The sequence below is a fragment of the Streptomyces sp. NPDC045678 genome (genome assembly GCF_056432085.1).
In genome coordinates, this window is record NZ_JBWKJS010000007.1 from 282,027 (window position 1) to 294,377 (window position 12,351).

12 protein-coding genes are annotated in these 12,351 nt (G+C 72.5%); 8 read left to right on the plus strand and 4 right to left on the minus strand.

Features of this window, described 5'->3' with window-relative positions; all coding sequences use genetic code 11:
• Positions 1 to 14: 14 nt before the first annotated feature.
• On the plus strand, positions 15 to 731 hold the full coding sequence (locus AC07DO_RS25330; protein WP_479063254.1) for a helical backbone metal receptor: 717 nt from the start codon (positions 15 to 17) through the stop codon (positions 729 to 731).
• Here the strand turns inward: AC07DO_RS25330 and AC07DO_RS25335 are convergent.
• Entirely contained in the window at positions 700 to 1,827 is a 1,128-nt protein-coding gene (locus tag AC07DO_RS25335) for a TDT family transporter (RefSeq protein ID WP_479062846.1), read from the minus strand. The genes AC07DO_RS25330 and AC07DO_RS25335 overlap by 32 nt on opposite strands.
• Positions 1,828 to 1,898: 71 nt before the next feature.
• Between AC07DO_RS25335 and AC07DO_RS25340 the strand changes: the two genes are divergently transcribed.
• Genes AC07DO_RS25340 through AC07DO_RS25350 form a run of 3 tightly spaced genes read left to right on the plus strand, consistent with a single transcriptional unit; the run spans position 1,899 to position 4,308 of the window.
• Positions 1,899 to 2,837, plus strand: coding sequence for a LysR family transcriptional regulator (locus AC07DO_RS25340; protein WP_479062848.1), 939 nt, complete (start codon positions 1,899 to 1,901; stop codon positions 2,835 to 2,837).
• Positions 2,838 to 2,895: 58 nt separating this feature from the next.
• Complete coding sequence (locus AC07DO_RS25345; protein WP_479062849.1) at positions 2,896 to 3,339, plus strand: DNA-binding protein; 444 nt, start codon at positions 2,896 to 2,898, stop codon at positions 3,337 to 3,339.
• A gap of 3 nt (positions 3,340 to 3,342) precedes the next feature.
• Entirely contained in the window at positions 3,343 to 4,308 is a 966-nt protein-coding gene (locus AC07DO_RS25350; RefSeq protein WP_479062851.1) for an aminoglycoside phosphotransferase family protein, read from the plus strand.
• Here the strand turns inward: AC07DO_RS25350 and AC07DO_RS25355 are convergent.
• From AC07DO_RS25355 to AC07DO_RS25365, 3 genes are all read right to left on the minus strand, one after another.
• Positions 4,277 to 4,981, minus strand: a complete 705-nt coding sequence (locus tag AC07DO_RS25355) for a gamma-glutamyl-gamma-aminobutyrate hydrolase family protein (protein ID WP_479062852.1) — start codon at positions 4,979 to 4,981, stop codon at positions 4,277 to 4,279. The two genes, AC07DO_RS25350 and AC07DO_RS25355, sit on opposite strands and share 32 nt — an antisense overlap.
• Before the next feature lie 35 nt (positions 4,982 to 5,016).
• Positions 5,017 to 6,474: an ethanolamine permease gene (gene eat, locus AC07DO_RS25360; protein ID WP_479063256.1), complete on the minus strand. Its 1,458-nt coding sequence runs from the start codon at positions 6,472 to 6,474 to the stop codon at positions 5,017 to 5,019.
• 114 nt (positions 6,475 to 6,588) lie between these two features.
• On the minus strand, positions 6,589 to 7,338 hold the full coding sequence (locus tag AC07DO_RS25365; protein WP_479062853.1) for a FadR/GntR family transcriptional regulator: 750 nt from the start codon (positions 7,336 to 7,338) through the stop codon (positions 6,589 to 6,591).
• Positions 7,339 to 7,413: 75 nt separating this feature from the next.
• On the opposite strand from AC07DO_RS25365, the gene AC07DO_RS25370 reads away from it, so the two are divergent.
• From AC07DO_RS25370 to AC07DO_RS25385, 4 genes are all read left to right on the plus strand, one after another.
• A complete protein-coding gene (locus AC07DO_RS25370) occupies positions 7,414 to 8,784 on the plus strand; it encodes a glutamine synthetase family protein (protein ID WP_479062854.1) in 1,371 nt (456 codons plus the stop codon).
• 8 nt (positions 8,785 to 8,792) lie between these two features.
• Positions 8,793 to 10,145, plus strand: coding sequence for an aldehyde dehydrogenase family protein (locus AC07DO_RS25375; RefSeq protein WP_479062856.1), 1,353 nt, complete (start codon positions 8,793 to 8,795; stop codon positions 10,143 to 10,145).
• A 4-nt stretch (positions 10,146 to 10,149) separates the two neighbouring features.
• A complete protein-coding gene (locus tag AC07DO_RS25380; protein ID WP_479062858.1) occupies positions 10,150 to 10,929 on the plus strand; it encodes a 3-oxoacyl-ACP reductase in 780 nt (259 codons plus the stop codon).
• Between the two features lie 92 nt (positions 10,930 to 11,021).
• Positions 11,022 to 12,344 carry a haloacid dehalogenase-like hydrolase gene (locus tag AC07DO_RS25385; RefSeq protein WP_479062859.1) on the plus strand — a complete coding sequence of 441 codons (1,323 nt, stop codon included), beginning with the start codon at positions 11,022 to 11,024 and terminating at the stop codon, positions 12,342 to 12,344.
• Positions 12,345 to 12,351 lie beyond the last annotated feature (7 nt).

Genomic DNA, 12,351 nt, shown 5'->3' on the forward strand with positions numbered 1-12,351 from the left:
GCGCGCGTGGCCCGCTGCGGGTCGTCTCGCTGGTGCCCTCGCTGACCGAGGCGATCGCCGTCACCGTGCCGGGCGCGCTGGTCGGGGCGACCGACTGGTGCAGTCACCCGGCCGGCCTCGACGTCACCCGGGTGGGCGGCACCAAGAACCCCGACGTGCCGCGCGTCGTCGCCCTCGCGCCCGACCTGGTCATCGCCAACGAGGAGGAGAACCGCGCCCCCGACCTGGCGGAGCTCCGTGCGGCGGGCATCGAGGTCCTCGTGACCGAGGTGCGCACGCTGGACCAGGCCTTCCGGGAGCTGGCGCGGGTCCTCGCGGCCTGCGGGGCGGGGCGCCCGCGGTGGCTGGACGAGGCCGAGGCGGCGTGGCGGGACGTCCCGCGCCCGGCCGCCCGGCTGCGGGCGGCCGTCCCCGTCTGGCGCCGGCCGTGGATGGTCCTCGGCCGCGACACCTTCGCGGGGGACGTCCTGGCGCGCCTCGGCGTCGACAACGCGTACGCGGACCACACCGAGCGGTACCCGCGCATACCGATCGAGGAGCTGACGTCGGCGGACCTCGACCTGGTGGTCCTGCCCGACGAGCCGTACCGCTTCACGCGCGAGGACGGCCCCGAGGCGTTCCCGGACACACCGGTCGCGCTGGTCGGGGGCCGCCCGCTCACCTGGTACGGGCCGTCCCTGGTGGAGGCTCGTGCCGAGCTCAGCGGGGCGCTGCGAGCAGCCGTCCGCTGACGACGCCCCGCAGGGTGTGGGCGAGGGCCACCGCCCAGGCGGTCACGAGGAGCACGAACAGGGCGGTCGCGAGCCAGTCGAAGACCACCAGGCCCGTGTGTGTGCCGAGGCCCTCCGCGCCGGTCACGCAGGTGCCGACGGGGAAGGTGAACGCCCACCAGGTCATCGCGAACCCCATGCCGCGTCGTCGGGCGCGCACCACCATCGCCCCGGCCAGCGCCAGCCACATCAGGGCGAAGCCCATCACCGGCACGCCGTAGAGCACGGCGAAGACGAGGAAACCCCGGTCGAGGGGGGCCGACACGACGTGCGGGGCGAAGTCGGCGAACTTGTTGGTGGCGGTCGTCGACTGGCCGAGCGGGCCGAGCACCAGGAACAGGGTGGGGGTGAGGGCCAGGGGCAGCGGGCCCGCGGTCACCAGGCGGGCGAAGATCACCGGCAGCATCACCAGGCTGGCGAGCAGGCTCAGGCCGAACATCGCGAAACAGGCGTACAGCATCGTCTGCTGGGCCTGGCCCGCGGGCAGGTGCGGGATGAGCAGCGGGCCGACGGCCGCCGACACCATGGGGGCCACGACGGGCAGCAGCCACACGGGGGAGGCCTGGTCCGCGGCTATGCGGTGCCGGACCACCATCAGGTAGGGGATGGCGACGGCGGCGGCGAGCCCGATGAGCGTGCCCGCGGTGTACAGCACCGTGTCGATCGCGACGGCCGCGTCCGTGCCGATCCAGTCCTTGCCGACGATCAGGGTGCCGCCACCGACCGCGAGCAGCGCCATCGACAGGCAGCCGTAGAACGGTGCGACGGTCGGGTCCAGGAGGTGGGCGCGGGCCTGGTCGCGGTGGTGGACCCAGTGCGCGGCGCGGGCGGTGAGCAGGACGGCGAGCATCAGGGAGGACAGTGCCCACACGATCGTGCAGCCCGTGCGGAGCCCCGCGAACCGGTACGGCAGCGTCGTGCCCGCGTTGGCGATGATGGCGGTGCCCATGACGGAGGCGTACCAGTTCGGTCCGAGGTGGCGGACGGCGGTGAGGCGGGTGGCGGTGGCCGTCGGGGAGGCGCCGGCGGAGGCGGCGGGATGTGCGGTGGTGACCATGGGTCCACGGTCGTGCAGGGTGGGGGTCGGCCACCAGGGAGCACCCTTCTATGGGGGCATAAGCTGACTTTATGAGTACGTCCCCCGCGTCCCCCGAGCCGTCCGCCGTCCCCGAGGCCTCACTGGCACACCGCGTGCCCGACCTCGGGGCGCTCCAGCTGCTGCTGGCCGTCGCCCGACTCGGCAGTCTGGGGCGGGCTGCGCGGGAGCTGGGCATCACCCAGCCCGCCGCCAGCAGCCGGGTGCGGGCCATGGAGCGCCAGCTCGGCGTCGCCCTCGTCGACCGGTCGCCCCGCGGTTCGCGCCTCACGGACGCGGGCGCGCTGGTCACGGACTGGGCGGGGCGGATCGTGGAGGCGGCGGAGGCGTTCGACGCGGGGGCGCAGGCGCTGCGCGTGCGGCGGGACTCGCGGCTGCGGGTGGCGGCCAGCATGACGATCGCCGAGTATCTGCTGCCGGGCTGGCTGATCGCCCTGCGCACCCAGCGCCCGGACACGGCGGTGTCGCTGCTCGCGGGGAACTCCGCGGCTGTCGCGTCCCGGCTCCTCGCCGGTGAGGCGGACCTCGGCTTCGTCGAGGGGCTCGCCGTGCCGGGCGGGCTGGACGGCGTGGTCATCGCCCACGACCGCCTGGTCGTCGTGACGGCGCCGGGGCACCCGTGGGCCCGGCGCGGGAAGCCGCTCGGCGCGGACGAGCTGGCGGCGACGCCGCTGATCCTGCGCGAGGAGGGCTCGGGCACGCGCCAGGTCCTGGACGCGGCGCTCGGGGGGCTCGCCCGCCCGCTGATCGAGCTGTCGTCGACGACGGCGGTGAAGGCGTCCGCGGTGAGCGGCGCGGGTCCGTCGGTGCTGAGCGAGCTCGCGGTGGGGGAGGAGCTGGCGGCCCGGCGCCTGGTGGAGATCCCCGTGGCGGAGGTGCGGCTGCGCAGGGAGCTGCGGGCGGTGTGGTCGACGGGTCACCGTCCGGCGGGGCCGGGGCGGGACCTCCTGTCCCTGACCCGCACGAAGTAAACAAACCGTTCACAATAATCTGTTGACCATGGATCGTGTGGCGTCGCATGCTGGACGCATGACGCACCCTGAACTCCCTGAAGGCGCCGATCCCTTCACGCCTCCCCACCCGGACGAGGCCCGCGCCCGGCGCGCGTACGCCTCCCTCCTGCGCATCGCCGAGCGCCACGCGGCCGACGACGCCCAGCGCGAGCGGCAGGTCCACCCCACCGTCCTCGGCCCGCACGAGGCGGTCCGGATCGTGTCGTTCCTGCTCAGCGGCGCCGCGAAGCCGGTTGACGGCGAACCGGACGTGGACCACGCCGACATCACCGCCGCCCTCACCCTCCTCCCGGCGGCCCGCGGCGAGATGGACGAACTGGAGACCGGCCTCCTCCAGATGGCCCGCGGCCGCGGCATGACCTGGCCGGAAATCGCCTTCGGCCTCGGCCTCGGCACCCCGCAGGCGGCCCGGCAGCGGTACGAGCGCCTGGTGGCGCGCACGGCGACGGAGGGGGAGTAGGGCGTGCTGCCCACCGCACCCCCGGCCACCGGCGTACGCGCCCCCTGGGAGCGGCTCCCCGCCCGCGTACGGGGAGAGTTGGAGGCGGCGCTCGGCGCGCCCGTGGTCGAGGCGGTCACACAGCGCGGCGGATTCTCGCCCGGCGTCGCGGCGCGCGTGCGGCTCGGCGACGGGCGGCGCGCCTTCGTCAAGGCCGTCAGCGCCGAGGCGAACCCCGGCAGCCCGAAGCTGCACCGCGCCGAGGCCCGGCACTCCGCCGCCCTGCCGGACCACGTGCCCGCGCCCCGGCTCCTCGCCTCCCACGACGACGGGGTCTGGGTCGCCCTCGCCTTCGAGGAGATCGACGGCCGCCAGCCCCATGTGCCCTGGCGTGCCGACGAGTTCGCCCTCGTGCTCGACGCGGTGACGGAGCTGTCGTACGCGCTGACGCCCTCGCCCATCGAGGCGCGGTCCGTCGTGGACACGGAGAGGGAGAGCTTCCGAGGATGGGAGCGGCTGATCGAGGCCGACGGCGGGGCCGATGAGCGGCTCGATCCGTGGGTGCGCCGGAACCTCCGCGCGCTCGCCGAGCTGGCCGCCCCCTGGGCCGGGGCCGCCGCGGGGGACACCCTCGCCCACGCCGACCTGCGCGCCGACAACATGCTGATCACCCCGGAGGGGCGAGTCGTCTTCGTCGACTGGCCGCACGCCGTGCGCGCCGCTCCCTGGCTCGACCTGCTCTTCATGCTGCCGTGCGTACGGGCGCAGGGCGGGCCCGACCCGGAGGACGTGTTCACCGCCCACCCCGTGGGCCGCGACGCGGATCCGCGAGGCGTGACCGCCACGCTCGCCGCCTTCGCGAGCTATCTCGTACGAGGATCCCTGAAGCCCGACCCGCCGGGGCTGCCGACCCTGCGCGCCTTCCAGGCCGCCCAGGGCGCGGCGGCCGTCGCCTGGCTCAGGAAGCGGCTCGGACCAGCGCTGCCATGACGCGGGTGTCCTCGCCCATCTCCGGGTGCCACTGCACGCCGAGCGCCCAGGCCGGGTGGGGGAGTTCGACGGCTTCGATCGTGCCGTCCTCCGCGTACGCCGACACCACCAGGTCCCTGCCCGGGCGGTCCACCGCCTGGTGGTGGTAGGTCGGGACGTCCGTGGACGCGTCCGGCACGATCGACTCGTAGAGCGTGCCGGGGACCGGCTTCACCGTGTGCGTGCCGAACACGCCGATCCCCTCGACGTGGCCGTCCATGTGCTGGATCAGTGTCCCGCCGAGCGCCACGTTCATGAGCTGCATGCCTCGGCAGATGCCGAGCAGCGGGGTTCCGGAGGCCAGCGCGGCTTCGATCAGGGCCAGTTCCCACGCGTCCCGCTCCGGTGCGGGCGGCCCCGTGCGTTCCTCGCGGGGCGCGCCGTACCGCTCGGGCGCCACGTCGGGGCCGCCCGCGACGACCACGCCGTCCAGGCGGGCGACGACCTCGGCGGCGTGCGCGGGGTCGTCGGGCGGCAGCATCGCGGTGAGGCCGCCCGCCGCCCGTACGAGGCGCGGATACCCGGCCGGCAGCAGGGCCGCGGGCAGCCGCCACACGCCCCAGCTCACCGAGGGGTCGAGGTAGGTGCTGACCCCGATCAGCGGTTTGCCGCCGGTCACTGCGTTCTCCCTCACCGTTCTCCTTCGACGTCGTGCTCGGTCCGTGCTGATCAGTCGCGTTCCAACTCTGCCTCGGCCGCCGCCAGCGCCGCGAACTCCTCCTCCGGTGCGCGCGCCACCAGGTGCTTGCGGCTGTAGACGCCGAAGTAGGCGAGGGCCACCACGTACACCCCGAGGGCGATGAGCGCCGCCGTCACGTCCACCAGGAACGTCGCGACCAGCGCCGCGCAGGCGAGGACCAGCGCCACGGACGACGTCAGGATGCCGCCCGGGGTGCGGTAGGGGCGGTCGAGGGCGGGCTCGCGGCGGCGCAGGACGATGTGCGAGAGGGACATCAGCGCGTACGAGATGGTCGCGCCGAACACCGCGACGTTCAGCATCCGGGCGCCGTCCCCCGTCGCCGCGGCCAGGCCGAAGCCGATGGCGCCCGGGACGAGGAGACCCAGGTAGGGGGCCTTGCGGCTGCTCGTGAGCGAGAGGAAGCGGGGGAGGTAGCCGGCCCGGGAGAGCGCGAAGAGCTGGCGCGAGCCCGCGTAGATGAGGGAGAAGAAGGAGGCGACCAGGCCGGCGAGGCCCGCGTAGTTGACGATGCGGCTGAGCGCCGTCGCGTCGCCGTCCGGCTGCAACGCCTCCACCAGCGGATTGCCGGCGTCCTGGATCGCGTTCGCGCCCCGCGCGCCGGACGAGGCGAAGAAGGTGAGGAGCGCGAGGACGACGAGGATGGCCATCGACCAGCGGATCGCGCGGGGCAGGGTGCGCGCCGGGTCCTTGGTCTCCTCGGCGGCCAGCGGTACGCCCTCCACGCCCAGGAAGAACCACATGCCGAAGGGGAACGCCGCCCAGATGCCCAACAGGCCCATCGGCAGCCATGAGTTGGCGCCGAAGGCGTCCGCCTCCACGGGGATGTCGTTCAGCTTGGACGCGTCGAAGTCCATGAACGCGCCGACCGCGAAGACCAGCAGCGCCGCCACCGCGATGCCGGTGACGACGAAGCTGAACCGCAGCGCCTCGCCGACGCCCCACAGGTGGATCCCGATGAAGATCACGAAGCAGACGAGGTAGACCGGCCAGCCGGAGCTGAGGCCGAAGAGGCCGAGCGACTCGACGTAGTCGCCGATGAAGATGGAGATCGCGGCCGGCGCGAGGATGTACTCGATGAGGATCGCCGTACCGGTCAGGAAGCCGCCCCACGGGCCGAGCGCCCGCCGCGCGAAGCCGTAGCCGCCGCCCGCGGTCGGCAAGACGGATGAGAGCTCGGCGAGCGAGAAGACCATGCACGCGTACATGACGCCCATGAGTGCCATGGCGATCCCGAGGCCGCCGAAGCCGCCCTCGGCGAGGCCGAAGTTCCACCCCGAGTAGTCGCCGGAGACGACGTAGGCGACGCCGAGGCCGGTGAGCAGCAGCCAGCCCGCACTGCCCCTGCGCAGCGTCCTGCGTTCCAGATAGTCGTCCGCCGGCTCGGCGGAGGCTGGGGGCGGGGCCGGGTTCGGTGGGGTGGCATCCATGGTCATGGCACGGCTCCTCGGCAGGCGGGGCGACTCAATGGAACGGATGCATACCTTTGCCGTGCCGGGTGGGAGAAAGCAAGACCCGTGCGTTACCCGGTGGTTAATACCGCCTCACGTCAGGAACCCCCGCAGCAGCGCCGCCGTCCCCGAACAGTGCTCCCGCATCATCTCCCGCGCGCCGTCCGCGTCCCCGTCGAGCACCGCCTCGACGAGCGCCGTGTGCTGCCGCTGCGAGTGCTCCAGGTTCCGCACGAGCAGCGGGATGCAGTCCAGGAGGTCGTTGACGGTCGCACGGACCGCCGCGTACTGCGCGGTGAGCGTCGGTGACCCGCACAGCTCGGCGAGCGTGAGGTGCAGCAGGGTGTCCTGGCGCCGGTACTCGGCGAGGGGCGCGTCGTGCGTCCTGGCCAGCGCGGTGCGCAGCCGGTCCGCCTGCTCGCCGGTCAGGCCGTGCGCCGCGCACAGCCCGGCAGCCCCGACCTCGAGGACCTCGCGGAAGCGCAGCGCGTCCTCGACGTCGACGTCCTTGATGCGGCGGCGCAGCTCGTCCTCGCCCGGCGCCTCGGGGCGAGGCCGCACGAACGTGCCGCCGTACCGCCCGCGCCGCGACTCGACCAGGCCCTGGTCCTGCAGCACCTTCAGGACCTCGCGCAGCGTGACCCTGCTGATGCCGAGGCGGTCGGCGAGCTCCCGCTCCGACGGTAGGCGTTCGCCGCCGGGCACCAGGCCGAGGCGGACGACCTGGAGGATCTGCTCCAGGGCCTCCTCGAAGCCGTTGCCCGCCCGCACCGGACGCAGCACCGCCGTCAGGCGCTCGTCGTCCGGCGCGGACGCCGCCGTGCCCTCTTCCGGGTGCGACATCTCCGTACCCCCTTCCCAAGCAATGGTTCTCGGCAATACCTTATGGCTCCCGGCTGACCCAAGGAGGCTTTTCCCGTGGCAGACCGCACACCCCCGCTGGCCGTCGAGGAGCTGAAGGCCCTCGTCGCGAGCGGCGAGATCGACACTGTCGTCCTGGCCTTCCCCGATATGCAGGGACGGCTCCAGGGCAAGCGGTTCGCCGCCCGCTTCTTCCTCGAAGAGGTCCTCGAACACGGCACGGAGGGCTGCAACTACCTCCTCGCCGTGGACGCCGACATGAACACCGTCGACGGCTACGCGATGTCCTCCTGGGACCGCGGCTACGGCGACTTCGCCATGCACCCCGACCTCTCCACCCTGCGCCGGGTGCCCTGGAACGAGGGCACCGCGATGCTCATCGCGGACCTCGCCTGGAACGACTCCTCGCCCGTGGTCGCCGCGCCCCGGCAGATCCTGCGCCGCCAGCTGGAGCGCCTGGCGGAGCTCGGCTACACCGCGCACGTCGGCACGGAACTCGAGTTCATCGTCTTCAAGGACACCTACGAACAGGCCTGGGACGCCGGGTACAAGGACCTCACGCCCGCCAACCAGTACAACATCGACTACTCGGTCCTCGGCACCGGCCGCATCGAACCCCTCCTGCGCCGCATCCGCAACGACATGGCGGCCGCCGGGCTGATCGTCGAGTCGGCCAAGGGCGAGTGCAACCCTGGCCAGCACGAGATCGTGTTCAAGTACGACGAGGCCCTCGTCACCTGCGACCAGCACGCCATCTACAAGACCGGCGCCAAGGAGATCGCGGCCCAGGAAGGTGTCTCCCTCACTTTCATGGCCAAGTTCAACGCGCGCGAGGGCAACTCCTGCCACATCCACCTCTCGTTGCAGGACGCCGAAGGCACCAACGTCATGGCGGGCTCCGCGGACGACCCCGGCGGCATGTCGCCCGTCATGCGGCACTTCCTCGCGGGCCAGCTCGCCGCGCTCCGCGACTTCTCCCTCCTCTACGCCCCCAACATCAACTCCTACAAGCGGTTCCAGCCCGGCACGTTCGCGCCGACCGCCGCCGCCTGGGGACACGACAACCGCACCTGCGCGCTCCGCGTCGTCGGCCACGGCCGCTCGATGCGGTTCGAGAACCGGCTGCCCGGCGGAGACGTCAACCCGCACCTCGCCGTCGCGGGACTCGTCGCCGCGGGCCTGTACGGAATAGAGCAGAAGCTCGAACTGCCAGAGGAGTGCACCGGCAACGCCTACACCGGCGAGTACGAGCACGTCCCCACCACCCTGCGCGAGGCGGCCGAGCTCTGGGAGAACAGCCCCATCGCCAAGGCCGCCTTCGGTGACGAGGTGGTCGCGCACTACCGCAACATGGCGCGGGTCGAGCTGCAGGCCTTCGACTCCGCGGTGACCGACTGGGAGCTCCGCCGCTCCTTCGAACGCATGTGAGGAACGACTTGCTGCAGGTACTCAACCCGGCGACCGAAGAGGTCGTCGCGTCCGTCCCGGCCGCCACCGCGTCGGACGTCGACGCCGCCGTCGCACGGGCCACCGGGGCCCAGGAGAAGTGGGCGGCCACCGCACCCGCCGACCGCGCACGCCTCCTGCGCCGCTTCGCCACCACCGTCGACGCACACATCGAAGAACTCGCACAGCTGGAGGTCCGAGAGGCGGGCCACCTCATCGGCAACGCCCGCTGGGAGGCCGGCAACGTCCGCGACCTCCTCGACTACGCCGCCGGGGGAGCGGAACGCCTCAACGGCCGGCAGATCCCCGTCGCGGGCGGCCTGAACGTCACCGTCCTCGAACCCCTCGGCGTCGTCGGCGTCATCGCCCCCTGGAACTTCCCGATGCCGATCGCCGCGTGGGGCACCGCCCCCGCGCTCGCGGCGGGCAACGCGGTGCTCCTCAAGCCCGCCGAGACCACCCCGCTCACCGCGCTCCGCCTCGCCGAACTCGCCCTCGAAGCAGGCCTGCCCGAAGACCTCTTCCAGGTCCTGCCCGGCGAGGGCGCCGTCGCCGGCAACGCGCTGGTCGAGCACCCCGGCGTCGCCAAGATCGTGTTCACCGGTTCCACCCGCGTCGGCAAGCGGATCATGGCCGGGTGCGCCGACCGCGTGAAGCGCCTGACCCTCGAACTCGGCGGCAAGAGCCCCAACATCGTCTTCGCCGACGCCGACGTGGAAGCGGCGGCGCTGGCCACCCCCATGTCGTACCTGGACAACTCGGGCCAGGACTGCTGCGCCCGCACCCGCGTCCTCGTCCAGCGCTCGGTGTACGACCGGTTCATGGAGGTCGTCACGCCCGCGGTCGAGTCGATCGTCGTGGGCGACCCGTCCGACGAGAAGACCCAGATGGGCCCGCTGATCTCCAGGACCCAGCTGGACCGCGTCCGCTCCTACGTCACCCCCGGCGACGGCATCCACGGCACGGTACCGGAGGGCCCCGGCTTCTGGTTCCCGCCGACGCTGCTCACCGACGTCGCCCCGGACGCCCCGGTGGCCACGGAAGAGGTCTTCGGGCCCGTCGCCGTCGTCATCCCCTTCGACGACGAGGCCGACGCCGTCCGCCTCGCCAACGCCACCGACCACGGCCTGTCCGGCTCCATCTGGACGCGCGACGTCGGCCGCGCCCTGCGCGTGTCCGGGGCGGTCAGGGCAGGCAACCTGTCGGTCAACTCGCACTCCAGCGTGCGCTATTGGACCCCCTTCGGGGGCTACAAGCAGTCCGGGCTCGGCCGCGAGCTCGGCCCCGACGCGCTCGCCGCATTCACCGAAACCAAGAACGTCTTCATCAGCACGGAGGCCTGACCCCATGACAGAGAACATCTGCCGCCGCCTCGTGGGCCGTACCGCCGTCATCACCGGCGCCGGCAGCGGTATCGGCCTCGCCACCGCGCGCCGCCTCGCCTCCGAGGGCGCCAACGTCGTCTGCGGCGACATCGACGAGACCGCGGGCAAGGCCGCCGCCGAGGAGGTCGGCGGGACCTTCGTGAAGGTCGACGTCACCGACGCCGAACAGGTCGAGGCGCTGTTCAAGACGGCCTTCGACACGTACGGATCCGTCGACATCGCGTTCAACAACGCGGGCATCTCGCCGCCCGACGACGACTCCATCCTGGACACCGGCCTGGAGGCCTGGAAGCGCGTCCAGGACGTCAACCTCACCTCCGTGTACCTGTGCTGCAAGGCCGCCATCCCCTACATGCGCCGCCAGGGCAAGGGCTCCATCATCAACACCGCGTCCTTCGTGGCCCGGATGGGCGCGGCGACCTCGCAGATCTCCTACACCGCGTCCAAGGGCGGCGTCCTCGCCATGTCCCGCGAGCTCGGCGTGCAGTTCGCCCGCGAGGGCATCCGCGTCAACGCGCTCTGCCCGGGGCCGGTCAACACCCCGCTCCTCCAGGAGCTGTTCGCCAAGGACCCCGAGCGTGCCGCCCGCCGTCTCGTGCACATTCCCGTGGGCCGCTTCGCCGAGGCCGAGGAGATGGCGTCCGCGGTGGCGTTCCTCGCCAGCGACGACTCCTCGTTCGTGAACGCGACGGACTTCCTCGTCGACGGCGGCCTCACGGGGGCGTACGTCACGCCGCTGTAGGTCGGTTCCTGCAGTTCACCCTCCAGCCACCACCCCGTCAGCCGGGCGTCGCGCGACGCCCGGCTGACCTGCGTAGACACGGGAGCGTGTACATGAACCTCAAGCGCCGCTGCACCGCCGCAGCCGCCGTGCTGGCCGTCGCCGGAACCGGTCTCCTCGGCGTCCAGGCCACCGCCGAAGCAACGCAGCACGCCCGGCCGAAGGCCGACAAGTGCCCCACGCTGACCGTCTCCGCGGGCTGGTACGGCAAGAACAAGGCGCGGATCCAGCGCATGATGGACCAGTACGGCAGATGCGGTGAAGGCGGGGGCAGCAGGGGCGGCGCCAAGCCCGTCGCCACCTTCGACTGGGACAACACCGTCATCAAGAACGACATCGGCGACGCCACCATGTTCTGGCTGCTGCGCAACGGCAGGATCCGCACGCCCGAGCGCGGCGACTGGCACACCACCAGCCGCTACCTCACCGACCCCGCGGCCAAGGCCCTCACCAAGGCCTGCCCCGCCACCCGCACCACCCTGCCCACCCACCGCGACACCGCCTGCGCCGACGAGATCCTCTCCGTCTACAGCGAGGGCACCACGACCGCGGGCAAGGCGGCCTTCGCCGGCTTCGACCACCGCCGCATGGAACCGCAGTACGCCTGGCTCGCCCAGCTCACCCGCGGCTGGTCCACGCGCCAGGTGAAGCAGTTCGCGGCCGCCGCCCGCAAGGAGAACCTCGCCGCACCGGTCGGAGCGGTACAGAAGGTCGGCACCCACCAGGTCACCGGCTGGGTGCGCTACTACGACCAGCAGCGCGACCTGATCCGCACCCTCAAGAAGGCCGGCTTCGCCGTTCACATCGTCTCGGCGTCGCCCGAGCCGGTCGCCGAGGTGTGGGGGCGGGCCGTGGGCATCGACGCCCGCCACACCCTCGGCATCCGCAACGTCACCGCGCGCGGGAAGCTGACCGCGCACCTCAAGGGCTGCGGCACCGTACGGGACGGTGACGACTCGATGATCACGTACGTCGACGGCAAGCGCTGCTGGATCAACAAGGAGATCCTCGGCGTGCGCGGCGCGGCGGCCGAGAAGGTCCAACCGGCAGCGAAGCGCCAGGTGTTCGCGGCGGGCGACTCCGACACGGACGTCTCCTTCCTGCGCGACGCCACCGGCCTCAGGCTCGTTCTGAACCGCAACAAGAACGAACTGATGTGCCGCGCCTACGAGAACGGCGACGGGCGCTGGCTGGTGAACCCCATGTTCATCGAACCGAAGGGACGCAAGGCCGACCCCTACCCCTGCGCCTCCACCGGATACATCGAACGGGACGGCGGACAGGGCCCGGTGCGCCGTACGGACGGCTCCGTGATCCCCGATCAGAAGGACACGGTGCACGCGACGTCGACACCGTCGTCAGGCTCACAGGACTGATGTACGG

Bases quoted from the DNA above. Each gene is read 5' to 3' on its own strand.
- AC07DO_RS25335 (WP_479062846.1), bottom strand. From the start codon at position 1,827: ATGGTCACCACCGCACATCCCGCCGCCTCCGCCGGCGCCTCCCCGACG.
- AC07DO_RS25340 (WP_479062848.1), top strand. From the start codon at position 1,899: ATGAGTACGTCCCCCGCGTCCCCCGAGCCGTCCGCCGTCCCCGAGGCC.
- AC07DO_RS25345 (WP_479062849.1), top strand. From the start codon at position 2,896: ATGACGCACCCTGAACTCCCTGAAGGCGCCGATCCCTTCACGCCTCCC.
- eat (WP_479063256.1), bottom strand. From the start codon at position 6,474: ATGGATGCCACCCCACCGAACCCGGCCCCGCCCCCAGCCTCCGCCGAG.
- AC07DO_RS25365 (WP_479062853.1), bottom strand. From the start codon at position 7,338: ATGTCGCACCCGGAAGAGGGCACGGCGGCGTCCGCGCCGGACGACGAG.
- AC07DO_RS25380 (WP_479062858.1), top strand. From the start codon at position 10,150: ATGACAGAGAACATCTGCCGCCGCCTCGTGGGCCGTACCGCCGTCATC.
- AC07DO_RS25385 (WP_479062859.1), top strand. From the start codon at position 11,022: ATGAACCTCAAGCGCCGCTGCACCGCCGCAGCCGCCGTGCTGGCCGTC.